Annotated in this window: 28 protein-coding genes; 7 read left to right on the top strand and 21 right to left on the bottom strand. The window is 64.7% G+C overall.

The window, feature by feature from the left end; all coding sequences use genetic code 11:
• The first annotated feature begins 149 nt into the window (after nt 1-149).
• The 6 genes from BLR24_RS05855 (at nt 150) to BLR24_RS05830 (ending at nt 5,271) form a co-directional block, all read left to right on the top strand.
• The gene (locus tag BLR24_RS05855; RefSeq protein WP_093014022.1) at nt 150-1,427 is read left to right on the top strand and encodes a LysR family transcriptional regulator; all 1,278 of its coding nucleotides are present in this window, start codon (nt 150-152) and stop codon (nt 1,425-1,427) included.
• A 47-nt stretch (nt 1,428-1,474) separates the two neighbouring features.
• The gene (locus BLR24_RS05850) at nt 1,475-1,879 is read left to right on the top strand and encodes a nuclear transport factor 2 family protein (protein ID WP_093014019.1); all 405 of its coding nucleotides are present in this window, start codon (nt 1,475-1,477) and stop codon (nt 1,877-1,879) included.
• Nucleotides 1,880-1,933: 54 nt separating this feature from the next.
• Nucleotides 1,934-2,749, top strand: coding sequence for a class I SAM-dependent methyltransferase (locus BLR24_RS05845; RefSeq protein ID WP_093014016.1), 816 nt, complete (start codon nt 1,934-1,936; stop codon nt 2,747-2,749).
• 127 nt (nt 2,750-2,876) lie between these two features.
• Entirely contained in the window at nt 2,877-3,434 is a 558-nt protein-coding gene (locus BLR24_RS05840) for a nucleotidyltransferase family protein (protein ID WP_093014758.1), read from the top strand.
• Between the two features lie 24 nt (nt 3,435-3,458).
• A complete protein-coding gene (locus BLR24_RS05835) occupies nt 3,459-4,010 on the top strand; it encodes a GNAT family N-acetyltransferase (RefSeq protein ID WP_093014013.1) in 552 nt (183 codons plus the stop codon).
• Nucleotides 4,011-4,086: 76 nt separating this feature from the next.
• Nucleotides 4,087-5,271 (top strand): ABC transporter substrate-binding protein, encoded by a 1,185-nt coding sequence (locus tag BLR24_RS05830; protein WP_368086187.1) that lies wholly within the window; start codon nt 4,087-4,089, stop codon nt 5,269-5,271.
• A gap of 34 nt (nt 5,272-5,305) precedes the next feature.
• Here the strand turns inward: BLR24_RS05830 and BLR24_RS05825 are convergent, their stop codons facing one another.
• The 21 genes from BLR24_RS05825 to BLR24_RS05725 all read right to left on the bottom strand — a co-directional run bounded on the left by BLR24_RS05825 (nt 5,306) and on the right by BLR24_RS05725 (nt 23,311).
• Nucleotides 5,306-6,262, bottom strand: a complete 957-nt coding sequence (locus BLR24_RS05825; protein ID WP_254787200.1) for a Bug family tripartite tricarboxylate transporter substrate binding protein — start codon at nt 6,260-6,262, stop codon at nt 5,306-5,308.
• 99 nt (nt 6,263-6,361) lie between these two features.
• Nucleotides 6,362-6,949, bottom strand: coding sequence for a flavodoxin family protein (locus BLR24_RS05820; RefSeq protein WP_093014004.1), 588 nt, complete (start codon nt 6,947-6,949; stop codon nt 6,362-6,364).
• A gap of 39 nt (nt 6,950-6,988) precedes the next feature.
• The gene (locus BLR24_RS05815; RefSeq protein ID WP_217636290.1) at nt 6,989-7,894 is read right to left on the bottom strand and encodes a fumarylacetoacetate hydrolase family protein; all 906 of its coding nucleotides are present in this window, start codon (nt 7,892-7,894) and stop codon (nt 6,989-6,991) included.
• Nucleotides 7,895-7,903: 9 nt separating this feature from the next.
• Nucleotides 7,904-9,433, bottom strand: a complete 1,530-nt coding sequence (locus BLR24_RS05810) for an aldehyde dehydrogenase family protein (protein ID WP_093013998.1) — start codon at nt 9,431-9,433, stop codon at nt 7,904-7,906.
• 13 nt (nt 9,434-9,446) lie between these two features.
• Nucleotides 9,447-9,872, bottom strand: coding sequence for a cupin domain-containing protein (locus tag BLR24_RS05805; RefSeq protein WP_093013995.1), 426 nt, complete (start codon nt 9,870-9,872; stop codon nt 9,447-9,449).
• The gene (locus tag BLR24_RS05800) at nt 9,869-10,639 is read right to left on the bottom strand and encodes a ribonuclease activity regulator RraA (protein WP_093013992.1); all 771 of its coding nucleotides are present in this window, start codon (nt 10,637-10,639) and stop codon (nt 9,869-9,871) included. The genes BLR24_RS05805 and BLR24_RS05800 overlap by 4 nt, the downstream gene beginning before the upstream one ends.
• A complete protein-coding gene (locus BLR24_RS05795) occupies nt 10,636-11,040 on the bottom strand; it encodes a RidA family protein (protein ID WP_093014755.1) in 405 nt (134 codons plus the stop codon). Before BLR24_RS05795 ends, BLR24_RS05800 begins: the two co-directional genes overlap by 4 nt.
• A gap of 14 nt (nt 11,041-11,054) precedes the next feature.
• Nucleotides 11,055-11,990 (bottom strand): VOC family protein, encoded by a 936-nt coding sequence (locus BLR24_RS05790; protein ID WP_217636289.1) that lies wholly within the window; start codon nt 11,988-11,990, stop codon nt 11,055-11,057.
• Complete coding sequence (locus BLR24_RS05785; protein ID WP_093013989.1) at nt 11,987-12,727, bottom strand: ABC transporter ATP-binding protein; 741 nt, start codon at nt 12,725-12,727, stop codon at nt 11,987-11,989. The genes BLR24_RS05790 and BLR24_RS05785 overlap by 4 nt, the downstream gene beginning before the upstream one ends.
• Nucleotides 12,720-13,481, bottom strand: coding sequence for an ABC transporter ATP-binding protein (locus tag BLR24_RS05780; RefSeq protein ID WP_093013986.1), 762 nt, complete (start codon nt 13,479-13,481; stop codon nt 12,720-12,722). The genes BLR24_RS05785 and BLR24_RS05780 overlap by 8 nt, the downstream gene beginning before the upstream one ends.
• The gene (locus BLR24_RS05775) at nt 13,478-14,332 is read right to left on the bottom strand and encodes a branched-chain amino acid ABC transporter permease (RefSeq protein WP_093013983.1); all 855 of its coding nucleotides are present in this window, start codon (nt 14,330-14,332) and stop codon (nt 13,478-13,480) included. Before BLR24_RS05775 ends, BLR24_RS05780 begins: the two co-directional genes overlap by 4 nt.
• Nucleotides 14,305-15,243: a branched-chain amino acid ABC transporter permease gene (locus BLR24_RS05770; RefSeq protein WP_093013980.1), complete on the bottom strand. Its 939-nt coding sequence runs from the start codon at nt 15,241-15,243 to the stop codon at nt 14,305-14,307. Before BLR24_RS05770 ends, BLR24_RS05775 begins: the two co-directional genes overlap by 28 nt.
• A 48-nt stretch (nt 15,244-15,291) precedes the next feature.
• Nucleotides 15,292-16,566, bottom strand: a complete 1,275-nt coding sequence (locus tag BLR24_RS05765) for a flavin-dependent oxidoreductase (protein WP_093013977.1) — start codon at nt 16,564-16,566, stop codon at nt 15,292-15,294.
• 23 nt (nt 16,567-16,589) lie between these two features.
• Complete coding sequence (locus BLR24_RS05760) at nt 16,590-17,159, bottom strand: RidA family protein (RefSeq protein WP_175543190.1); 570 nt, start codon at nt 17,157-17,159, stop codon at nt 16,590-16,592.
• Nucleotides 17,160-17,206: 47 nt separating this feature from the next.
• Entirely contained in the window at nt 17,207-18,010 is an 804-nt protein-coding gene (locus BLR24_RS05755; RefSeq protein WP_093013971.1) for a coniferyl-alcohol dehydrogenase, read from the bottom strand.
• A gap of 7 nt (nt 18,011-18,017) precedes the next feature.
• Nucleotides 18,018-19,406, bottom strand: coding sequence for an FAD-dependent oxidoreductase (locus tag BLR24_RS05750; protein WP_254787181.1), 1,389 nt, complete (start codon nt 19,404-19,406; stop codon nt 18,018-18,020).
• 28 nt (nt 19,407-19,434) lie between these two features.
• Nucleotides 19,435-19,746 (bottom strand): ferredoxin family protein, encoded by a 312-nt coding sequence (locus BLR24_RS05745; protein WP_093013965.1) that lies wholly within the window; start codon nt 19,744-19,746, stop codon nt 19,435-19,437.
• A gap of 2 nt (nt 19,747-19,748) precedes the next feature.
• The gene (locus BLR24_RS05740; RefSeq protein ID WP_055798371.1) at nt 19,749-19,919 is read right to left on the bottom strand and encodes a rubredoxin; all 171 of its coding nucleotides are present in this window, start codon (nt 19,917-19,919) and stop codon (nt 19,749-19,751) included.
• Nucleotides 19,920-19,947: 28 nt separating this feature from the next.
• The gene (locus BLR24_RS05735; protein WP_093013962.1) at nt 19,948-20,886 is read right to left on the bottom strand and encodes an alpha/beta hydrolase; all 939 of its coding nucleotides are present in this window, start codon (nt 20,884-20,886) and stop codon (nt 19,948-19,950) included.
• Between the two features lie 3 nt (nt 20,887-20,889).
• Nucleotides 20,890-22,107 carry a cytochrome P450 gene (locus tag BLR24_RS05730; RefSeq protein ID WP_093013959.1) on the bottom strand — a complete coding sequence of 406 codons (1,218 nt, stop codon included), beginning with the start codon at nt 22,105-22,107 and terminating at the stop codon, nt 20,890-20,892.
• Between the two features lie 55 nt (nt 22,108-22,162).
• Nucleotides 22,163-23,311 (bottom strand): ABC transporter substrate-binding protein, encoded by a 1,149-nt coding sequence (locus tag BLR24_RS05725; protein WP_093013956.1) that lies wholly within the window; start codon nt 23,309-23,311, stop codon nt 22,163-22,165.
• Between the two features lie 236 nt (nt 23,312-23,547).
• Between BLR24_RS05725 and BLR24_RS05720 the strand changes: the two genes are divergently transcribed.
• Nucleotides 23,548-24,495, top strand: a complete 948-nt coding sequence (locus BLR24_RS05720) for a LysR substrate-binding domain-containing protein (protein ID WP_093013953.1) — start codon at nt 23,548-23,550, stop codon at nt 24,493-24,495.
• The last annotated feature ends 29 nt before the right edge of the window (nt 24,496-24,524 follow it).

The following is a 24,524-nucleotide window of genomic DNA, read 5'->3' as shown; positions in this document are numbered from 1 at the left end:
GCGCCAGCCCTTGCGGCAAGTGTGGTTCGCGGGGCTGCCGCGTGGCGTGAGTTCGGGTTGCCCTACCATCAGACTTTTTTATCGATCAGGGTTTCCCCTAAATCTCGCAGGGCCCTCGGGCGAGGGAACATCTCAAAAAAGCGAAGCCCGTGCACCCACGAGACAAAGTTATCGACCGGACCCACGCTGGCGCGCTTGGCATCAACCTGCGGCACCTGCGCGCGTTCTCGGCCGTGGCCGCGGCCGGCAGCATCGCCAGGGCCGCGGACGAGCAGCTGTTTCGCGTCGCCTCGGGCGTGACGCGCTCCATCTCCGAGCTCGAAGGCGCGCTGGGCCGCCCGCTGTTCGACCGCGGCTCGCGCGGCATGGCGCTGAACTCGTATGGCGACCTCGTGCTGGTGCGCGCGCGGCGCATCGAGCGCGAGTTCGAGGATGCGCGCGCGCAACTCGTGGCGCGCGGCGGCATCGGCGCTTCCGCCGACGTGCATTCGCTCTTTGCGTCAATCCTCAACGGTCGGCGCCTCGCGGTGATCGCAAGCCTGGTGGAGAAGCGCAACATGCCGGCGGTCGCGCGCGAATTCGGCATCACCCAGCCCGCCATCAGCCGCGCGCTGAAGGACCTCGAAGGCGGGCTCGGCGTCGCGCTGCTCGAGCGCAGGACGCGCGGGCTCGTGCCCACGCCGGCGGGCGAGATCGTGGCCTTTTACTTCAAACGGGTGCTCGCGGAGCTGCGCCACATCGGCCCGGACATCGCGGCCAGCGAGGGCATGCTGCAGGGCAGCGTGAACGTGGGCGCGCTGCCGCTCGGCCGCACGCAGATCCTGCCGCTGGCGATTGCCTCGCTGCTGGCGCGCCATCCGGGGCTGCACATCGCCACGGTCGAAAGCCCTTACGACGCGTTGGCGGCATCGCTGCGAAGCGGCGACATCGACTTCATTCTCGGCGCGCTGCGCAGCGGCGCCGAGGCCGGCGGCCTGCAGCAGGAAGCGCTGTTCGAGGACCGCATCTCGGTGATCGCCCGCGCCGGCCATCCGCTAGTGCGCGCCTCACGCGTCGACTTCGATGCCTTGCGCCAGGCCACATGGGCGCTCTCGCGGCACGGCACGCCCTCGCGCGAATTGCTCGAGCGCTTTTTCTTCGCCGCGCGGCAAGCGCCTCCCATTCCCGCGGTGGAGACCGGCGACCTTGCCGTGCTGCGCGGACTGCTGCTCGAAAGCGACATGCTCACCGCGATCTCGGCCCACCAGCTGCGCTACGAGATCCGCGACGGCAGCCTCGTCGTGCTCGACTTTCCGCTCGACGAAACGCGGCGCGAGATCGGGCTCACCCAGCGCCTCGGCGCGTTCCCCTCACCGGGTGCGCGCGCGCTGATGGAGGAGATCCGCGCGGTGGTCGGGTGCTCGCCCTATTTCCACATGCCAAGCTGAATCAGTACACTGAACACCCGCGCGAAGGCTCTGCAGAGGTGCCCATCATGCAAATCGCGATGCCCGAAATGACCACGGACGTGCTGCAAGCATTTGCCGACGCGTGGAATCGCCACGATGTCGATGCGCTCATGTCCTTCATGACTGACGACTGCGTCTTCGAGTCGTCTGCCGGCGCCGATGCCTGCGGCACCCGGTACGTCGGCGTCGAGGCCGTGCGAGCTGGTTTCGCGGAGGTCTGGGCCGTCTTTCCCGATGCCCACTGGGGCAACGCGCGCCACTTCGTCCACGGAGACCGGGGCGTATCGGAGTGGACGTTTACCGGAACGCGCACGGACGGCACGCGCGTTGAAGTCCACGGCTGCGATCTGTTCACTTTCAGGGCCGGCAAGATCCTGCTGAAGAACTCCTACCGCAAGAACCGCCTGCCCCCTGCCGCACCAACGCGCTGAGGTGTGGCCGGCAAGCTGCCAAGCGTACCGTTCAAAACCTCGAGGAGATCTCCTATGGCTGAGAGCGACAAGGTGTTTTCGGGCTCGATCCCGAAGTTCTACGACACGCTGATGGTCCCCCTGATCTTCGAGGCCTATGCCTCCGACATGGCGGAGCTTGCCGCGGCCTCCTCTCCCGGCTCGGTGCTTGAAACGGCAGCCGGCAGCGGCGTGGTCACGCGGGCGCTTGCGCCAAAGCTCGGCGCCAATGCGCGCTACGTGGTGACCGATCTCAACCAGCCCATGATCGACTATGCCGCCAGTCGGCAGGGGCCCGACAGCCGCATCGAATGGCGGCAGGCGGACGCGCTGCAACTGCCGTTCGAAGATGCCTCGTTCGACGTCGTTTGCTGCCAGTTCGGTGCGATGTTTTTTCCCGACCGGGTCGCCGGCTACACCGAGGCACGTCGCGTGCTGAGGCCGGGCGGGCGCTTTGTCTTCAATGTCTGGGACCGCATCGAAGACAACGCCTTTGCCGACGACGTCACCAACGCCGTGGCCGCGGTGTTTCCGCACGATCCTCCGCGATTCCTCGCCCGCACGCCGCACGGCTATCACGACGTCGCACGGATCCGCGAGGAACTGAGCCGCGCAGGGTTCGCCGACATCCAGATCGAAACGCGCGAGAAGACGAGTCGCGCGCCCTCGGCACGCGACGTTGCCACCGCCTATTGCCAGGGAACGCCGCTGCGCAACGAAATCGAGGCGCGCGACGCCAGCTTGCTCCAGCTCGCGACGGACCGTGCCGCGGAAGCGATTGCCAGCCGCCATGGCAAAGAAGGCCCGGTGACCGGCAAGATTCAGGCGCACGTCATCGTGGCGGCGGGATAGGAGTCTCGGGTCTCGCTCATTGATGAAGCTCCAAGCTGCAATGGCTAGAGTCGGCCTGCGTTCGCCGATTTACCATCGAGGCATGACTTTCAGCCTCAAGACGGACCACGAGCAGAGCCTTGCCGCAATGGTGACTGAATCCGACGAGTTGATGGCCGCGCTGCGAGTCGTCCGCTCGCTCGGACTGCGATCTTGGTGTATCGGCGCCGGGGCCATCCGGTCATTGGTATGGGACACCCTTCACGAATTTGACCAGCGCTCGGCCGTCGAAGACATGGATGTCGTCTACTTCGATGCGAAGGCCGCTCCAGAGCAGGATGCAGAGCTCGAGAACCGGCTTCATTTGGCCATGCCAGGCTTTCGTTGGGAGGTAACGAATCAGGCCGGCGTGCATCGTTGGTTTTCCGCCGCCCTCGGTCGGGTTGTGCCTCCTCTCGCATCCCTGGAAGAAGGCGTCGCGACGTGGCCGGAATTTGCAACCTGCGTCGGGGTCTACCTGAACGAGGACGATTCGTTGGGCATAGTCGCCCCGCACGGGCTTGACGACCTGTTCGAGCTGCGTGTTCGGCACAACCCACTCAGGGCGAGCGCCGCGACCTACCGGGAGCGGGTTGCGGCAAAACGGTTCGGTGAGCGGTGGCCTCGGCTTTCGATCGACACAGCCTCGGCCCAGAACGCGGCCTGAGCCAGACACTCGATTGCACCTTCGATGGCCCACAAACCTGCGACGTTCCCCGATTTCATCGAGACCGCACGCCTGAAGCTTCGCCCACCAGATGTTGCTGATGCACAGGCGATGTTCGACTCATACACCCAGGATGCAGATGTAGCTCGGTACATGGTCTGGCGGCCGCATTCCTTCCTGGAGACCACACGCGAATTCATCGCCGGCTGCGTCGCTCAGTGGGACGCTGGCTCCGCGCTCCCATACGTCGTCACCCTGAAGTCGAGTGGCCAACTCATCGGCATGCTCGACGCCCGTCTCCACAGCCATGTCGTCAACATTGGCTACGTGCTCGCACGCAGCCAATGGGGTCAAGGCCTGATGGTCGAGGCCGTAAAGGCGTTTACTGCTCACGCCCTGGGTGCGCCAGGAATTTTTCGCGTCGAAGCGACCTGCGACGTTGACAACCGCTCTTCCGCCCGGGCGCTGGAGAAAAGCGGCTTCCTGCTGGAGGGCCGCCTTGCCCGCCACACGATCCATCCGAACATCTCCGCTGAACCACGCGACTGCTTTATCTACGCAGCATGCCGACGGTAGTGATCCGGCTTGCCGTCATTGGGAAACATGCGCGGATGGTTATGTCGTTCTCCCACAATCTCATTGGATGTGGAGGATGGATCTGGCGACAATCGCGCCGCTTTGTCCGGCCCCACAGAAAGTTTCTCAAGTGCAATTTACCCTTCGCTCAGTGCGCCTCTCGATGGCTGTTGCCACCGCGGTATTCATGACGGTCGCCCAGGGCGGCCAGATCGTTGTGGGCCAAGTGGGCCCGATGTCGGGTCTCGAGGCCGGTCAGGGGCGCGCCTATGCCGCTGGCATGCAACTGCTTTTCGACACCGTCAACAAGGCGGGAGGCGCGAATGGCAACACTTTCATCCTGGCAACTCGAGACGACGGCGGCAGGCCGGAAGATACGGTCAACGTGACCCGGCGACTCATTGCCGAAGAAAGGCCGCTCGTGCTGGCCGGCTATTTCGGGAATCAGAACATCACCAGCCTCATGGATTCCGGTGTCCTCGAAAAGGAGAAGATTGCGCTGGTGGGATACCGCGCGGCCGACCTGCGCACCAGTACGCCTTACCTGTACAGCATCCGCGCTGGTCTGCATGACGAGATCGGCAAGATCACGGAACACCTTGCCACGATCGGGGTCACCCGCTTGGGGCTTCTCTATGAAGACGGCCCGGATGCCGCAGGAGTCATTGCGGCATCAGACGAAGCGGCAGCAAAGGCACACGTGGCCATCATGGCCAAGGCCTCCTATCCGCCAGGCACCGCCCGCGTCTCTGGAGCAGTCGAAGTGTTCGCCAAAGCATCGCCGCAGGCAATCATCATGGTGTCGAATGGCGCCCCCGCAGCCGCGTTCATCGAGCAATACCGCGCGAGCGGAGGGTCTGCGCAACTGTTCGCAAGCTCCAGTGCCGATATCGAACAACTGTCCAAGCGACTTGGCAAGGAGCAGATGCAAGGAGTGGCAATTGCTCAAGTAACGCCCAGCCCCTATCGGATTTCAAGCCGACTCGCGAAAGAGCTCAATGACGCTGCCGAACGGGCCGGCAAGCTGGATGTGCCCATGAGTTTCGCCATGATGGAGGGCTTCATCGCCGCAAAGGTGATTGTGGAAGCGGTTCGGCGCCAGAACGCGAAGGTCACCCGTGAAGCCATGCCCGCGACGCTCGAGAGCATTGGCAACTATGACGCGGGCGGCTATGTCGTCGCCTTCAAGCCGGGGATGCATGTCGGCTCGAGGTTCGTCGAACTCTCGATCGTCAGCAGCGCGGGCAAGATCAGGCAATAGCCCAGCAAACGCCCGAGTCTTGAAAGCGGGCGCGTCAGTCCAGATGCGCGCCGACTTTCTTGATGACTTCGGCGAACCGGGACGATTCAGCGGAAATATGCTGGGCGAATTCCGAGGGCGTTGCGGAGAAGGGTTCGTAGCCGAAAGCGGCGAACTTGTCGCGAACATCCTGCTCGCTCAGGGCCTTGGCGACATCGCGGCGGATTTTTTCCAGCACCGCCGGGGACACGCCGCGCGGCGCGGCGAAGGCGGTCCAGCCGCTGACTTCGAACCCCGCAGGCCCGCCTGCTTCCGCGACCGTCGGCACGTCCTTGTACGCCGCGAGCCTTCGGGGAGCCGCGATCGCAAGAAACTTGAGCTTGCCGGCCCGATAGAGCGCCCCCGCCGTGGCGCTGGTCCCCAAGGCGAAGGTCAGTTCCCCGTTGGCAACGCCGCTGTAGAGCTGGCTCGTTTCCTTGTAGACGACGTGCTGCATTTCGGTGCCCGTCATCGTCTCGAAGAGTGCCGACCCCAGGTGTGCAGGATTGCCGACCGACCAGGAGCCATAACTCAGCCTGCCCGGGTTCGCCTTCGCATCGGCGACCAGATCGGCCACGTTGCGGTACTTGCTGTTGGCCGAAGTGGTGATGAAGAAATGGGTCTTGAACAGCGGGGCGATGAGTTCGAAATCCTTGTTGCCGTCGAAGGGCAGCTTCTTGAAGAGATACGGGTACGCCGTCAGGTGCACGTTCTCCAGATGGATCAAGTCGTGCCCATCTGTGGCGCCGTGCTTGAAGGCGTTGATGGCGATGAACCCATTGCCGCCCGGCTTGTTCTCGACCGTGACCGGTTGGCCCCAGGCGCGTGCGAGCTTTTCCGCGACGAGACGCGCCACTCCGTCGGGCCCGCTGCCAACGGGGAACGGGCTGATCAATCGCACGGGCCGCGAGGGAAACTGCGGCTCCTGCGCGAAAGCCGCCGCCCCGGGGAGCAAACAGGCCGCCGCGAGCAGCGCGGTTCGGCGGTTGAAGATGGTGGGCGTTTTCACTCGGTTTGCTCCTGGTAGTTGTCGTGAGGAAATCGCCTCAGGCCAATCTGATGGCCCCGGCGATCAAGCTGGCGCAGCGGTCGAATGCTGCGGCTGGCCGGCAGCCATCCGGGCCGTCACCGACGCCACGCGCTCGCCGAACAGGCGCGCCGTCTCCAGGTCGCCCGCTGCCATCTCGCCGGCGCCCGCGTCGGAAGGCGACTGCGCGATGGCGCCGCTGAAGGAGACGAGGTAGTTCACGTCATTGCGCTTCGCGTCCTTGGTGTTGCTGGGCATCAGCCCCTGGCTGACCCAGATCATCCCGTGCTGCATGGCCATCGTGAACAGCGCGGTGAGCGTCGACTGCTTGTCGCCGTTCACGCCGGCGCTGTTGGTGAATCCGGCGGCAATCTTGTCCTTCCATTCCTGCGCATACCAATACTTGGACGAGGCATCGGCGAATTTCTTGAACTGCCAGCTGACGCTGCCCATGTAGGTGGGCGTGCCGAAGATGATGGCGTCGGCCGCCTTGAGCTGCTCCCAGCCGCCGACCGGGAGGTTGCCCTCAGCGTCGATGGCGATGAGCTCTGCGCCGGCGCCTTGCGCCACCGCCTGCGCCATGCGTTGAGTGTGGCCGTAGCCGGAGTGAAAGACGACTGCAATGGTGGGCATGCAAAATTCCTTTGATTTGGTTTCGTTGGGTTGGGGATGTCAGGCGGGGGTCGCGTAGGAACTCAGGTCCTTGGCGACGAGCCGGTTTCTCAGCTCGCCCAGGCCGGTTGCACGGACGACCACCAGATCGCCCTCCTTGAGGAACACTGGCGGTGTCCGTGCGTTGCCGATCCCGCTGGGGGTGCCCGTGAGGAGCACGTCGCCCGGCCTCAGGGTCATTCCAAACGAGAGTTCGCTCACCAGCTCGGCAATGCCGAATGCCATCTGCGATGCACTGGCCTGCTGCATGACGGCGCCGTTCAATTCGCATTCGAGAGTGACATTCGCCAGTTCGACGTCGTCGCGCAGCGTGAGCCACGGGCCGAGGGGCATGGTGCCGTCGATGCTCTTTCCTTTGAGCCACTGGCCGCCGTGCCGGCGTTGCAGGTCGCGCTGGGAAACGTCGTTCGCAAGGCAATAGCCGAACACGTGCGCCATCGCGTGCTCGCGAGGGATGCTGCGCCCCTCCTTGCCGATGACAAGCGCAATCTCGGCCTCGTAGTCCCACTTTCCCGAAATGACGGCGTCGAACGCGATGTCGTCGTGCGGCCCGATCAGGACATCCGGTCCCTTGGTGAAAAAGGTCGGAGCTTCGGGTTTCGGAACGTCCTGCCCTTCGCGCTTGCCCTCGCTCTCGTAGAAGTGGTCCCAGTAGTTCCAACCCGTGCACAGCACGTCACGGCGCAAGCGGCGGATCGGAGACAGAAGCCGCAGCTCGGAGAGCGCAGTGCCTTCGGACTGCGGAGACTCGCAGAGCTTGCGCAATGCCGGAATCGCGCTGTCGCATGCGTCGATCACGCGTTGCATGTCACCGAACTCACGCGGAGCTATCACCACGTTGCCGTCCGCGCGCAGACAGGCGAGGCGCTCCTCGCCGGTGCGCAGTTCAACAGTTCCTAGTTTCAAGAATTTTCCTCAGAGTTTGAGCCGGCTGTCCCAGGGCGACTCGCCGCCCCAGTTGATGCACACGCTCTGCCGGCGCATGTAGCCTTTCCAGGCATCGGACCCGGCCGTTCGCCCGCCGCCCGTCTCCTTTTCGCCGCCGAACGCCGCACCGATGTCGGCGCCCGTCGTTCCCATGTTGACCTTGGCGATACCGCAATCGCTGCCCGCGGCCGAGAGGAACAGCTCGATGTTGCCCAGGTTCGTGCTGTGGATGCCGGACGCCAGGCCCTGGGGCACGCCGTTGTGGATGTCGATGGCCTCCTCGATGGTGTCGTACGCCACCACGTACACGATGGGCGCAAACGTTTCGTGTTGAACGCAAGGCCACTCTGGCCGAACCTGCGTGATGAGCGTCGGCTCCACGTAGTGGCCGGGACGGTCGATGCGCCGGCCGCCGAAAACGACCTGGCCGCCCAATGCAGCGGCGTCGCGCACCGCGCTTTCGAAGTGGCCCACGGCGGCTTTGTCCACGAGCGGCCCGACCACGACGCCGGGCTCGCGCGGGTCGCCGATCCGGATCTGTGCAAAGGATTTCTTCAGCAGTTCCACGAGCTCGCCTTCGACGGAACGATGCACGATCACCCGGCGCGTACTGGTGCAGCGCTGCCCGGTCGTACCCACGGCGCCGAAGGTGATGCTGCGCGCGGCCAGCTTGAGGTCTGCCGTTTCGTCCACGATGCAGCCGTTGTTGCCGGAGCACTCCAGCATGTAGCGCCGTCCGAGCGTGCGGCCCACGACGCTGGCCACCTTGCGGCCCACCGTGGTGGACCCGGTGAACGAGACCAGTGCGACACGCGCGTCGGCCACGAGCAATTCGGCGAGCTCGTTGCGCTCTGGAATGAAGAGCGTGAACACGCCTTCGAAACCCATCTCCTCCATGGCGATGTTGCTCAGGTGCTGAAGCGCCAGGGCCGTGAGCGGCACCTTCGGACTCGGCTTCCAGACCACGGTGTTGCCGCCGATCGCGGCCAGGAAGCCGTTCTGGGCCCAAACGGCCGCGGGGAAGTTGTAGGCCGAGATGACGCCCACCACGCCCAGTGGAAGCCACTGGTCGTACATGCGGTGCTTCGCGCGCTGCGACTGCTGCGTGAAACCGTAGAGCATGCGCGACTGGCCGGCGGCGAAGGTCGCCATGTCGACCAGCTCTTTCACCTCCGACCCAGCCTCCATCAGTGACTTGCCCGTGTCGAGCGCGACGATGGCCGCCAGGCCTTCGAGGTGTTCGGTTGCGAGCTGTCCGATGCGCAGCACCAGTTCACCGCGCCGCGGTGCCGGCACCATGCGCCAGGACTGCTGCGTGGCGACGGCCGCGGCCATGACCGTCTCGTAGTCGACGGCATTCGCACCGGCAACGCGGGCGGTCACGGTTTCGTCGGCTGGATTGACCGCGTCGATGAGCGCGCGGTCTTCGGTGGTGCTCCAACCCTGGGGGCCGGAGCAGGCGCCGGCATGAATCGGCTGGATGCCGAATTGGCGCAGCACTTCTTGCGTGTCAAACATTTGCGTGAGTTCCTCAGGTTTTGGAAAGGAAGCCGGAGATGGACTGGTCCGTGTGGAACGCCGGCTTCTCGTAGTAGTGGGGGCCGTCGTAGATTTCGATCAGCACGCTGCGCTCGTGCGCGACCGTAGGGCCGTGCGGATGGTCCTTCGGGTTCATGTAGAACGAACCCGGAGTCAGCCGAAGCTGGCTGTCCGTGTACTCGTAGTCGCCTTCCAGGCAGTACATGAACTGGTTGGACGCATGCGAATGCTTCACGGGGATGCGGCCGCCCTTCTGGTACTCCAGCAAGGCGATGCTGGCCCCGGTGTCCGCGTTCTTCCAGAGAAAGTACTGGCGAAATCCGTACTCGGAAAAGTCGATCCACTTGGCCGGATCGAGCTCCTGCGTGCGGATCAGCAGTTCAAGGGTCTTCATCGTGGCTTCGTTGGGCGAATTCATTGCAGAACCTCCAGTGAGGGACGCCCGGCCGCGACCCAGCCGTCGTATTCCTTGCGGCTTTCCGGGGTCGCCGGAAACAACCCGAAGATCGGGCGCCCGCGTGAGATGTGCAGTGCCGCGAAACGCTCGTAATCGACTGCCTCCAGTGCTTCCTGGGCGATCTCGTCAACCAGGTGCTGCGGAATCACCACCACGCCCTCGGCATCGCCCACCAGCACATCGCCCGGGTACACCGCCACGTCTGCGCAGCCCACCGGCCCATTGAGCTCGACCGGGTGCATGGCGATGGGCGTAGCCGGCGGCGCGGCCTGCCGCTGATAGGCCGGCAGGTTCGTGGCGCGGATACCGGGCGTGTCCCGGAAGCCTCCGTCGGTGACCACGCCTGCCACGCCACGCTGGCGCATGCGCAACGCCATCAGGTCGCCCGCGGCAGCCGAGCGCACGCATCCGCCCGTGTCGATCACCAGCACGTGGCCGGGCGGACACTCCTCCACGGCGCGGCGGTGCAGGTTGTCGTCACGGCCGTAATTGGCCATGGTGTCGATGTCCTCGCGCGCCGGCATGAAGCGCAGCGTGTAGGCGGGGCCCACCATCGACTCCTGCATTCCGGAAACCGGATGGAGCCCCAACAGGTAGGCGTTGCGGAACCCGCGCCTGAGCAGCGAGTTGGCGATGTTCGCAGTCCCCACCTGCGACAGTTTCTCGCGTGTGGCTGGCGACAGACCGGGTGCGGCGTCGCTGTGGATCGGTTGTTCCCTGAGGTTCATGATGGCCTCCCTCCATGTCCCAGCACGGCGACCGCTTCGATCTCCACCAGGATCGCGGCCTGCGCCAACGCGCTGACTTCCACCAATGTGGCGACCGGAAACGCGCCCTCGAAGAATTCGCGGCGGGCCCGCCAGACCTGATCGCGATTTGCGATCTGCGTGACGTAGATGTTGAGCTTCACCACGTCGCGCATCGTGCCGCCCGCGGCGGTGACCAGATGCTGGATCCGCTCGAAGATCAGGCGGGCCTGGTGGTACTCGTCGCCGCCCGCGGGCTGCATGTTGCGATCGCGGGCCGTGAGGCCTGCGACGTACACCGTGTCGCCCACCTTGAGGCAGTTGGACCACGTGCCCGGCGCGGGTTCGGTGACCTCGGGGCTGCTGATGCGTTGTATCGTCATGCGCTTTGTTTCCGTCATGAAAAGAAGTCCAGAGGCGGTTTCGCCCCCCATTGGGTGGTCTCGTCCGCGGTGCCGGCGAAGACGCTGGCGCGGTGCAGGTGATTCACCACGTCCCCGTCGGTGTAGTGCTCGATCCGGAAGCCGAAGGGATCGCGCCAGTAGTCGAAGATCTGGCTTCCGAGCAGGTGCCTGCCGACGCCGCAGTCCAGGGCGTAGCCTCGCTCCAGCAGGAAGTCGTGCGCGCTCATCACCGCATCCAGCCCGTCCATCTCGAACGAGCAGTGGTGCACGCCGACCACCGGCGCCTGCAGCACGAGCATGCAATGGTGGTCCACCCACGCTTCTCCTGCATCCACCCGCAGGAAGCTGCCGATGGTGCGCCCCGGTTCGCCTGGCACGGCCAGGTAGTCCGAGGCGATGAGCCCGAAGCGTTCGCGCAGCCAGGCCACCGACGCGTCGTGATCGCTGACATGCAGTACGAAATGGCCCAGGCGCCGCACCGGTTGCGTCTGCCGTGCCACCCGCACCGGCACGTTCTTGCGCGGCTTGGCTGCCGCGGCGTTGAAGTCGTCCACCCGCGGAAGATGCAGCGGCTGCGCGGGCACAGCGCCGTGCAAAGCATCGATCTCGAAGCCGTCAGGCATGCGCATGCGCACGCGCTCGCCACCGCCGGGAAGTTCGGACACCGGCTCAACCGCGCTCGAGCCCGGCAAGCGCGCCAGTGCAGCGAGGTCGACGCGCGATGCCACCTGCAGTCCGGCGCCGAGGAAGCGAGGTTTGCTGCCCAGTACGGCCTCGTAGACGAACGGCGCGGTGCCGCTCCCGCGCATCAGCAGTCGCTTGCCGTCGCAGGGCGCTGCCGGATGCATGCCGAAGTCGAGCAGGAAGGTTTCCAGTCGCGACAGATCCGGCGTCTGGTAGCGCACGTAGGCCAGGTCGATCGCCTTCATTGGAGTGCCTCCTCTTGCGCGCCGGCCTCGGCAGGCGCATGTCCCAGAATGGTGGCAGCCAGGTCGCCGCGCGCACGCGCGGCATTGGCGCTGCCCGACCAGACCAGCCGCCCGGAGTCCAGGACGTACACGCGATCCGAAAACGCGAGTGCCTTGGACAGGTTCTGCTCGACCAGCAGCACCGCCAGCCCTTGCTGCTTGAGCTGATGAAGAGCCGCATAGCAGATGTCCACGTTCTTCGGCATCAAGCCCAGCGATAGCTCGTCGATGAGGATGAGATCTGGCTGCGCCATCAGCGCGCGGCCGATCGCTACCATTTGCTGCTCGCCGCCCGAGAGCGTGCGTCCCATCGATCCGAATCGCTCCTGCAGCCGGGGGAACATGTCCAGCACGCGTTGCATGTTGTACGCAGCCACGCGGCCGGGCTGCGAATAGCCTCCCACCAGCAAGTTCTCGCGCACCGTCATGTCGCCGAACAGCTTGCGGCCCTCGGGCGAGATGGCGATGCCGGCACGCACCCGCGCCTGCGGCGTCAAGGCGGTGATATCCCGGCCACCGAAACGCACATTGCCGCTGGTCGCGCGCACATGGCCGGCGATGCATTGCAACGTGGAGGTCTTGCCTGCGCCGTTCGGCCCGATCAGCGCGACGATCTCTCCCCTCTTCACCGTCAGAGAGAGTTCATGCAGGACCACGGCGGCGCCATACCCGCAACTCAAGCGTTCGACTTCAAGCATGGACTGCTCCTTCGCCGAGGTAAGCCTCGACCACGTGCGGGTTTGCCATCACCTCGGCGGCGCGGCCGTCGGCGATCTTGCGGCCGTTGTCCAGCACGACGATGCGCGGACAGATCCTCATCACCTCGGTGAGGTTGTGTTCGATCAGGAGGATCGTGGTTCCCAATGCGTTCAGCCGCTGGATGAGGTCGGCCAGTCGCACCGCCTCGTCGTGCCCGAGGCCCGCCAGCGGTTCATCCAGCAGCAGCAACTGAGGCCTCGTCGCCAGGGCCCGGGCAACCTCCAGGCGCTTGAGCACCCCGAGCGGTTGCGTCGAGGGCATGCTGTTCGCCAACGCCGCGATGCCGACCAAGTCCAGACAGCGCAGCGCTGCCTCGCGCAGGCACTTGCGATCCAGCGTGGCGACGGCGCGCCATGGTGTGAGGGTGATCTCGGCACCGGCGGCCAGCACCACGTTGTCCAACAGGGTCATGTTGCGGAATGGACGCACGATCTGGTGCGACATCGCCATTCCGAGCCGCGCGCGCGCAGCCGCGGCCAGCCGGCTGATCGACCGGCCGCCGAATCGGATCTCGCCCGATCCGGGTGCTACCGCTCCGGAAATCAGCCGCAGCAGGGTGGTCTTGCCGGCCCCGTTAGGTCCGAGCAACCCCACCAGCTCCCCCGTTGCGAGTTCGAACGAGACACCGTTCACCGCAACGACTCCGCCGAAGCGCACGCCCAGGTCGCGCACCTGCAACAGCTTCGTGCTCATGCGATCTCCTTTGCCCGCAGCAGGCGCAGTTGCTGCACCAGCCAGGGAAACAGTCCTTGCGGGGCGATCCGCATGATGGCGAAGAGCAGCAGCCCGAACACCAGAAGCTTGTAGTCGTTCACGAAGCGGAACCACTCGGGCGCAAGGGTCAGCAGTGCCGCGGCAAGTACGCTGCCCCACAGCGAACCCATGCCGCCGATCACCACCATGGCGAGGATCATCACGGAGACGGGGAACCCGAATGCCTCGGTGCCCACGTTGCCCAGGTGATACGCGTACAGGCAACCGGCCAGGCCTGCCAACGCCGTGCCGATCGTGAACGCCGCCAGCTTGTAGAGCGGCGTGTCGATTCCAAGGCTGCGCGCAGCCGGCTCATCGGCGCTGACCGCTTCGAAAACATAGCCCAGCCAGCTGCGCTTGACGACCCAGCAGACCAACCCTGTCGATGCCGCGCAGGCAACCACCAGCAGCGGGTAGGCAGAACCGAGGCCGGTCGCAGGTATTTGCGAGATGCCGAGCTCTCCCCCCAGAGCATCGGTCGTGCGCACCGCGCCGACGAACAGGAAGCCCGCCGCCATGGTCGCGATCGCCAGGAAATCATCCCGCACCCGCAGGCTGCAGAAGCCGACCACCAAGCCGACGATGCCAGCCAGCAGCAAGGCAGCGGACACGGTGACAGCCATGCCGAAGCCGGCCTTGGCGAGCAGCGCGGTCGCATACGCGCCCACGCCGAAGAACGCCGCGTGCCCCAGGCTCACCTGCCCGCACAAGCCCGTGATGAGGTTGAGACTCAGCGCCAGGATCACGTGGATGGCCACCAGGGTCAGGAGTGACGTTTCATAAGCGCCCATTGAGTCGCTCCTTTCTGTTTCATAAGCTGCACCAGCCGGCGACGCCAGTGGCCGCCGGAGAAGAGGCCTTCCGGCTTGACCAGCAGCACGGCGAGCATTGCGGCGAATGCCACGCTGTCGCGGTCCAGCACGTTGGCGAGGTAGGTCGATCCGAACGCTTCCACCAGGCCCAGCAGAAGTGACGCCACGAGGGTGCCGCCCATGTTGCCCAGGCCCCCTATGACGATGATTGCCAGGGCCTTGTAGGTAGGCACCGCGCCCATGGAGGGCTCCACCAGGTTGTTGAGCACACCCACCATCACACCGGCGGCCGCGGCGAAGGCGGAGCCGATCGCGAAATTGAGATAGCGGACCTGCCGCAGGCTGATTCCGCACGACGCCGCCATGCGCGGCTCGCTGACGCTGGCGCGCCAGGCCATGCCGACCCGTGTGCGCGCGGCAAAGACTGCAAGGCCCACCAGCAGAATGACGGCCATGGCGACGGCGCCCAGTTCGGCGTACTTGATCTGCATGCCAGCGAGCACCACGGCGCCTTGCAGCGGCGGCACGCGGTAGGACAGGCCATAGTCGCCGAACACCAGCCGCAAGAGCTCCTCGATGGCGAGAAACATGCCCACGGAAGCGATCAGGGGCACGTACGGCGGCTGCTCGAGGATCGGCTCGTAGCAGAACCGGTACATCAGCATTCCGCAGGCGGCCACAGCCACCATGCTCAGGACCATGCCCAATGCGAAGCTGCCCGTGGCATTGGTGATGACCAGTCCCAGGTAGCCTCCGAGGGTGAACAGGCCCGCGTGCGCAATGTGCAGCACCCGCAGCAACCCGAACACCATGGCCAGACCGATCGCGACCAGCGCGTAGATCGCGCCGTTGATCAGTCCCTGGGTGGTGAGATTCAGAATAAGGTTCATGGAAAGCGCACTTCTTGCTTGAAGATGGATCAAGTAGAGGCCAGGGCCTCAAGCGCGAAGAACCGGGCAGCCCCGATTGCGCGAGTGGGACTCGCGGGCATTCAGGGATGTCACGTCGAATCCCGCCCTGGTGCGGAATGCCTCGGCACGCTGCGCGATCTCGGCTGCCGGGATGACATCGTCGATGTCGCCGAACCCGTCGGGCGCACGCTCGTGCACGAGGTCCATGATGATTTCGTGCGACAGGTTGCGGTTGGAAAGGCAGATGTCGCGCATCGGCGCCAGCCGCTCCGCTTCGTATTCCTGCAGCGCGAACTCGGGGCGATCCGGATGATCGGCCAGATGCTTGGCGAGCACGCGGCCGTCCACGACGGCCTGCGAACCGGCCTGCGATCCGACAGGGTGCATCGGGTGCGCCGCATCCCCCAGCAAGGTGACGCGCCCGAACGACCAGCGTTCGACCGGGTCGCGATCGACCTTCGGAAACTCGAAGATGCTGTCGGCCGCCTGGATGAGCGCCGGCACGTCGAGCCAGTCGAACTTCCAATCGGCGAAGGCGTGCGCGAACTTGGCCTTGTCGATCCTGCGGTTCCACTCCTCGCGCGGCGGACCGTCGCCCGACTGCCCCAGCTCGAAGATGAAGTTGCCCAGGACCCGGCCATCGGGCAATTGACGCATCGGATAGGCCACCAGCTTCTGGTTGCGGTGGCCGACCATCGTCATGGTGTTGCCCCCGAGCCAGGCGTCGACGGCCACGGCCGTGCGCCACATCAGCTGGCCGCCGAACCGCAGCCCCTGCTGGGGATAGAAATGCTTTCGCACACCCGAATGCAATCCGTCCGCGGCCACCAGGATTCTGCCCTTCGCGGACGGCAGCCGCTGCCGCGTCTCGCTGTTGATGAAGTGCAGCGTCACGCCATCCTTGTCTTGCTCGAACTCGGTCAAGGTGTGATTGGTGACGATGTTCTGCTCCCCGATGCGTTCCCTCGCAGCCTTGAGCAAAAGCACTTGCAGATCGCCTCTGTGCACTGCGCACTGGGGCCAGCGGTAACCGGAAGCGCTGCCGCGCGATTCGCTCCAAATCTTCTTGCCGTGCACGCTGTAGAAGCCCAGGTTCTCGATGCCGACGGAAATCGCCATCAACGCGTCACCCAAGCCCAGTTCGGTGAGTTCACGCACGGCATTGGGCTGCAGGTGGATACCGAGACCCATCGCTTCGATGCGGGGCGCTGCTTCATAAACTTTGACGGGAATTCCCGCATCGTGCAGGCTGAGTGCGGTACTCAGTCCGCCAATGCCTGCCCCAACAACAATCACTTCCATATCTTCTCCTTCAGGAACCCGGATCACCGGACTTCCACAATCGTTTCGACTTCCATCGCCGTGTTGCTCGGATTGGCGCTCACACCCTCGAGGACGCGAGGATGCTTGCCGGCCTCGCCGAACACCGCGGTGTAGAGCGTCGAGCAGCCTTCCGCGATCGGGGTGAGGTCGGAGAAGCCTGGATCCACGGCAATGTTGAAGCGCACATAGGCGATGCGCTTGACCCGGTCCAGGTCCCCGAGCACCTGCTTCATCCGGGCGATCTGGCGCACGCACGCGCGGCGCGCGAGCATGGGCGCGTCCTGCACCGAATGCCTGGACGGGATTGCTCCCTTGACCCATTGGCCATTGGCGTCCTGCGGTGCGGCGGACGAGAGAAACAGCAGGTTGCCGACCACGGCGCCGTGCAGCCAGGGACCGCTGTCGGGCAGCAGGTTCGGCAGCTTGCCTTCGGGGTACCCCATGGCGGTCAGTTCGGCCTTGAGCCTGGACTCGACCGTGCTTGTGGCCTGAGCCGACGCAGTGGCGGCTGCCAGCATCAGTGTGACCAGCACGAAGGCCGGTCGGATCTTGGAACGGATTGCGGTTTTCATCATGTCTCCTGGATTGAGTCTTGTGTCGACGCTTGCCTGCCGGCGGGTCAGACGTCGCCGAAGTTTTCCTTTGCCATCAACACCGAGGCGCTGAAGCCGCCATCGACATTGATGTTGGCTGCGTTCCACCAGGCGGCGTAGTCGTGCTGCAGCAGGACCAGCGCCTTGGCGACGTCCTCCGCGCTGCCGGCATCGCCGGTGCGCTCGGCATCCTTCTTCAGCAGGGCCTCGCCGTGTGCCTGCACGAACTCCGCATGCATCGGCGTGTACGTCAGTCCCGGGCTCAAGGCATTGATGCGGCGGCCGGTGCCGATCCATTCGAGCCCCGTCTTCATGGTCCAGATGATCAGCGCCTCTTTCGACCATGCATAGGAAATCGGGCTTTCCTGGGGATTCGCCTCGAGCCACTGCAAGCCCTCTTTGAAACTCTTGGTCTCGACCAGCGGAGTGAAACGGTCCAGGTGCTGCTCCCAGCGCACTGCGGTGCTGGAGGCGACGTTGAACACGGCCGACTTGGCCTTGAGCCTCGGCACCATCGCCAGGGTGAGGTGCCGCGTGCCCAGGAAGTTGACGCGGAACTGCATGTCGGTCGAAGCGAGCGACGACACCCCCGCGACGTTGATCAGCGCGTCATAGCCGTCACCTGCCGCTGCAACAGCGCGATCGATCAGTGCGGGATCGCTCAGATCCAGGTGATGAAAGGCAGCGAGTGGCAGCGGCTTGCTCAACTCGGCGCGATCGGCGCCCACGACTTCGGCGCCGGCTCGAATCAGCAGCTCGGCGGTGGCGTGCCCGATCCCTGACGCAACGCCAGTGACGAAGAATTTCTTGCCGGAAAGATCTAGATCCATGTTGTTCTCACGTAGTGCATGTCAATGAAGATCCAGCGGCCGCTTGCAGCGCTGCGCGCACTTCGTGCCGCTGGACCAGTTTTTCTCGCGCTTTACCGGAGCGCGCTCCCGTTTGTTTTTCGAATGCGTCCAGCCTGGACCACGCCTGGAAGTCCAGGAAGTCGACGCCGCGGTTGCGAAGCAGGTCGGCAATGTCGTCGCCTGCCGCCGGCTCACCCAGCGCGCCGGCCTGCAGGTCGGCCAACAACGTCGCCACGGTTTCCACGCTGTCGTTGCGGTTGGTGCCGATGACACCGGTCGGGCCGCGCTTGATCCAGCCGGTGCAATAGAGGCCCGGCTGTTGCACGCCTGTTTCGTCGACGATCCTGCCGTTCACATGGCGCACGGTCGCTGCGCGTGCGTCGAAAGGAACGTTGGCCGGTGCAACGCCCTTGTAGCCAACGCTGGCAAACACGGCATGGCAGGGCATGAGGAGAAACTCGCCCGTGCCGCGCGATCCCTGCTGGAAGGCGGATCCGGTCAGGGCCGTACGTTCCAGCACCAGCGCTGCGACTTGTTCGTTCCCCTCCAGCCTGACGGGTGCCAGGCAGAACCTGAATTCGATGCACCGCTCGTTGGGAGAGACGGCATCGGCGGCCACGTCGGCGAACTTGCGCAGAAGCGCCACGTTCCTGCGGGCCTCGTCTCCTGCCGGACTCTCCAGCTCCAATCGGCTGGCCTCGTTGAATGCCATCTCGTCGTCGCGCACCAACGCAGTAACGCCTGCAAGCTGCTCGAACTCGGCCAGCTCCTTGTTGGTGAACTTGGCCTGAGCCGGTCCGCGCCTGCCGACCACGCACACCTTGCGCACCTTGCTGTTGCGAAGCGCTTCCAGCGCGTGGCTGGCGATCTCGGTAGAAGCCAACTCGTCGACCGGCTTGAGCAGGATGCGTGCGACATCCAGTGCTACGTTCCCATGGCCGACCACGATCGCCGTCTCGCCTGACAAGTCGAACTGAAGGTGACGGAAGTCGGGGTGGCCGTTGTACCAGGCGACGAAGTCCGCGGCGTTGTAGCTTCCCGGCTTGTCATCCCCGGGGATGCCGAGCCTTCTGCTGGCCTGGGCGCCGGTAGCGAGCACGACTGCGTGATAGCGCCGCGTGAGGTCCTCCAGCTGGATGTCTCGCCCCAACTCCACCTGGCCGAACCATCGCAGGCCCGGCTTGCCCGCGACCATGTCGAAAACCTTGGTCACCGACTTGAGCTTTTCGTGGTCGGGGGCCACTCCGTAGCGCACCAGACCATAGGGCGCATGCAGGCGTTCGAACATGTCGATGGCCACGCCAGGCACCTTCTTCTGTACGGCTTCTGCAGCGTAGAAGCCCGAAGGTCCGCTACCGATGATCGCGATGCGCATGGGGTTCACTCCCGCGTAGAAAATCGGCTCAGCCGCCATAGCCCATGGCCTGCTGGCGGCCGAGTGCCGTCGGCAGTGGCTCGAGCTTCTCGGAGATGTTTGGCAGGCCAGCGGCACGCTCGGCGTTCACCCCTCTCCAGTGCTCGAACTCGGCAGGCAGGTCTCGCGCTTCGTAGATGGCATGGACCGGACACACCGGGATGCAGGCACCGCAATCGATGCATTCGACTGGGTTCACGTACACCATCGTGCCGTCGGTATGGAAGCAGGCCACAGGGCAGACGGTCACGCAGTCGGTGAACCGGCATCCATCGCATTTTTCCGTGACGATGACAGTCATGATCAGAACTCCACTATGTTGAAATCCGACTTCTTGTCGCCGCAGTGCGGGCACTGCCAGTCCGCCGGGATGTCCTCCCAGCGCGTTCCCGCGGCGAGCCCTTCCTCGGGCAAACCATCGCTCTCGTGGTACACCCAACCACAGCTCAAACAGATATAGCTCTTGAAGTCCATGTTCTTTCCAGTCAAGGGATGAGGTCGATCAGCGCAGACGGCGGCGCATGAACTGCGCTGCATTGCTCAGGGCTTCGTCTGCTTCGGGCAGCTGCCCGGAAAAGATGGGCCAGACGTGTGGCATGTCCTTCCAGACTTCGAGTTCGACATCGACGCCGAGCTTGTCGAGCCTGTGCGCGAGAACCGCGGCATCGTCATGCCACATTTCGGTACTGCCGCAGGCGATGAAGCAGGCCGGCATGCCTCTCAGGTCCGCGCCCAAGGGCGACGCGAGCGGATGGGCCCAGCTCTCCTCCCCCATGTATTGCGCGACCCACGTATCGACGATATTGACGTGCACGAACTCGTCGAGCTGCGCATTCGTGCGAAACGACGGCAGCGAAGAAGTCAGGTCGAGCCACGGCGAGAAAGCGACGATGCCCCGCGGCTTGGGCAGACCTGCTTCTCGCGCCCTCAGCAGCGCGCCGAAGGCCAGGTTGACGCCGCAAGAGTCGCCGCCGACGAACAGGCTGCCTGGGTCGACTCCCTCCACCTCGATGAGGTATTTGTATGCGGCCAAGGCGTCGTCCGCCGCGGCAGGAAACCTGTGTTCCGGGGCCAGGCGGTAGTCAGGCACGAACACCTTGGCATTTGCGAGACGCGCCAATGGAACCGTGATGGTCCGGGCGGTTTGCGGGTTTCCAAGGAAATAGGCACCGCCGTGGAGGAACAGCAGATTGCAATCGGGTTTCGTCCCCGAGATGCTGACCACCTCGGCCGGTACACCGTCCATGTCGACCGAACCGAAAACGTCGCTCTCGCGCCGCACGTACTGGCTGTAGCCCTCCTCCATCATGCCGATGATGGCCAGCCTGCGTTCCTGCACCGACACCGCGTCGGGGCGCTCGCAGCTCGCGCGAAAGCCGCGCGTGTTCTCACGCACCGCTTGCGACTGCGGACTCGATCGTTCGATGCTCGTGTATTTCACGGCTCAGGCCCTCACCACATCCGCTTCGATCAGGACAGGCACGGAATCGAAGCCGTGCTCGTTGCCCGTTCCCCCAAGGTGGGGCTTCACGGGGCGATCGGCGTCCAGCTGGATGGAAGCGACCGTCTCGAACAAGTGCGTCATGGCCTTGGACAGCTCGCGCCGCGCGAGGACGGCTCCGATGCAGGTGTGGACCCCGCGGCTGAATGACAGATGCTCACTCACGTTCGGCCGGTCGATGTTGAACTCCTCGGGGTTTTCGAAGACGTCTTCGTCCATGTTGCCGCTGCCGGTGCACAGCTTCACGATGGAGCCCTTGGGAATCGTCACGCCGCGGATCGTGATGTCCTCAGCTGCGATGCGAGGGTTCGACTGCAGCACGGGCCGGTAGCGCAGCGTCTCGTCGATGAAGGCCGGGATGCGCGAACGATCGTCCTTGATGCGCCTGAACAGGGCCGGGTCCTGGCCCAGGATGCCGATCGCACTGCTGAGGGTGAAGGTGGTCGTTTCATGTCCGCCCGTGAACAGCATGTTCATGAAGTCGGCCACGTTTCGCACGGACAATTTGCCGCCCGGTGCCGCGTTCTGCGCGAGCAGCGAACCGATGTTGTCTTCCGGATGGGCGATGTAGTCGCGCACCACACCTTCGAGAAAGGCGACAAGGTCCGCCTGGCCTTTGTGGTCTTCCGGCTTGCCTGGCAAGCCGAAGGCCTGGCCCATCGCCCTGAGCGAGCAGCCGATCCAGTAGTCGATCTGTTGCGGGTCGATCTTGATCCCGAGCATGTGGTTGACCACTGCCGCCGGGAACAGCTGGCAATACGTGGCCGCGTCGCCACCCCGGCCGTCCAGCAGGTACTGGAAGGTCTCGCGGTTGATGCGGTCGATGGCCGCATCGATCAGATCGATGCCCTTCTTCGACAGATGCGACTGCACGCTGCTGCGGATCGTCGTGTGCTCGGGCGGATCCTTGAACATCAGCCAGCCGACGGTATCCGTGACCGCGGCGGAAAACCGCTTGTGATCCAGTGCCGCCGCCTTGATGTCGTCGTACTTCGTGATCATGTAGACGACATTGCCGTTCGGCAGATCCACCCGGTGTACGGGGTCGTTTTCGCGGCACCAGCGATAGTGTTCGTACGGAAAGACCTGGTAGGTCTGCGTGCCGAAGTCCCAGACCAGGTCATCGTGGGCGACTTTGCGTGTACGGGCGTGATAGGTCATTTGCGTTTCACCTTCATTGACGCACCAACGGGTGCGATGGTCTCTTCCGGGGGTTTCACTGCTCAGGAGGTGCCAGCAGTCCGGCGTCGTCGATGACGCCGAAGCGTTGCCACTTGCCGTTGCGGACGATTGACAGCGGAAAATTCTTTTTAACTTCGCGCAACTTGTTGAAGCTGACTCGACCCATGACGGTCATGACTTCGGTGGTCTCCAGCGCCGCGCGGATCCTGGCGGGTTCATCCGACTTCGCGTTGCGCAAGGCGGCCAACAGGACGGTGGTCGCGGCATGCGTCGTTGCGGCCACTGCCGCTGCGGGCGTCCCGGTCGCCGCCTTGTAGCGGTTGAGGAAGTCCACGATTGCCGGGTCCTGCGAACCCCAGTCGATGACGTTGGTGATCACCGTGCCTTCGGCCGCAGGGCCGGCGATGTCGATGAACTGCTGTGGACTGAGCGATTCCGCACCCATGATGTCGGCCGTCACGCCGGCGCTGCGCAATTGCGCCACCAGCGGGCCTCCGGTGAAATAGAACCCGGTGGCATAGATCGCTTGCGGGTTGTCTGCCTTGATGGATGCGATCAGCGGCCCGAACTGGCGATCGGTCGGCGCGTATTCGTACTCCTTCACGATCTCCAGCCCAAAGCGTGGCGCTGCTTCCTTGAAGCCGGCGACCAGCGCCTTGCCGAAGTCCGTCTTCACCGTGAGCAGCACGACGCGCTTCTTGTGCAGCAGCTCGCCCATCGCCTTGGCGGCGGCGCGGCCCTGCACTTCGCCCACGCTGGTGACGCGGAACATGTAGTTCCCGCCGCGCGTGATTTCGGGCGCCGAGGACACCGCGACCACGTAGGGCAGCTGCGCCTTCTGGAAAACCGGCGCGGCGGCGCGCGCCGGCGCGGAATAGGCGGCGGAGATCACCGCGCGCACGCCCTCGCCGATCAGGCGGTTGGCAACCTGCGCCGCGTGTTCAGGCTTGCCCTGGTCGTCCTCTACGACGAGTTCAAGCTTCCTGCCTCCAATGCCGCCTTGCGCGTTGCTCTGCTCGATCGCCACCCGGGCCGCTGCGAGGGCGGCATTGCCGTCGGCAGCGGCGGGGCCGGTAAGGCCGGCGTGAAAGCCGATCTTGATTGGGGCCTGAGCCCAGGCGCCAGAGACCAGGCTGGCGGCAAGCACCAGGCCGGCGGCCCAGCGCGGCGACGGATTCAACATGTTTTCGTGCTCCTTCAGAACGTATGGACGGGCTGGCGATCTGTGTACTTTTGGGGGCCTTTTTGCTTTCCCCTGGAGCCGAATGATGGGCGAGCCGGGTCGCCATGACAATTAGAAAAATAAGTGCCAGATATAATGTTTTTGGTAAAACACGGGGCACAAATCCGGGCTCACCCCTATGACTGCGATGATCCGGTCCTTACCGCTTTCGCGGGAATGCACATAAGGAGAACCCGATGGCCAAGCTGGATTGGTACATTCGCGCCGGTTTGAAGCTGCGCCACCTGCAGGTACTCGTGGCCCTCGACGACCTTCGTCATCAAGGCAAGGTCGCCGCCGCCATGAACGTGACGCAGCCGGCGCTGTCCCGCACACTGACGGATCTGCAGGGCGCCATGGGCCATGCGCTGTTCGAGCGCACCGGTCGCGGACTTCGGCCGACGCCCTACGGTGAATGCCTGATCCGGCATGCCCGCAAAGTTCTGCAAGACCTCTCGGAGGCCGGCGAGGAACTGCACGCGCTGGCCACGGGAACGTCCCGCAAGATCCGCGTAGGCGTGCTGCCGGCGTCCGCCGGCTGGCTGCTTCCCAAGGCGCTGATGCTGTTCAAGCATGCCTCTCCCAAGTCGTCGATCATGGTCCGCGAGGCCACCATGGACGTCCTGCTGGGAGAACTGCGACTTGGGCACCTTGATCTCATCGTCGGCACGCTGCCATCCCAGTTGGCCGCAACGAACCTCGAGGAAAAGCCGCTGTTCGAGGATGCGACCATGCTGGTCGCGCGCAACGGCCATCCGCTGGCGCGCGGGGAATTCAAACCGAGTTGGCGCCAACTGGTGGAATGTCCATGGGTGCTGCCGCCGCATGACTCGCTGCTGCGCCAGCCCCTGCTGATGGCATTCGAGGTGAACGGCGTCGAACCACCCATCAGCTTCATCGAGACGCTTTCGCTGAACGTCACGCTTGCCTATTTGCAGGGCAGCGACGCGATCGCGACCCTGCCCGCTTCACTGGTCCGCAAGTATGCGGAGCTAGGCACGCTGGCCCCACTGCACACCGAGATGCCGCGCCTGGTCCGCCCGGTGGGGCTGTTGTGGTTGCGCGGACACTCGCCCTACACCGGCGATCCCTCCTTTGCCGAGTGCGTGGAGCAGGCCGCGCGAGAACTTCTCATCGACGCATGAGTCGTTCGGGAGGTCCGCGTCGCAGCAGC

The sequence above is a fragment of the Variovorax sp. OV700 genome (assembly GCF_900099805.1).
GTDB lineage: Bacteria > Pseudomonadota > Gammaproteobacteria > Burkholderiales > Burkholderiaceae_C > Variovorax.
Note: the sequence above shows the minus strand (reverse complement) of the source record. Positions and strands in the feature narration are given on the sequence as shown.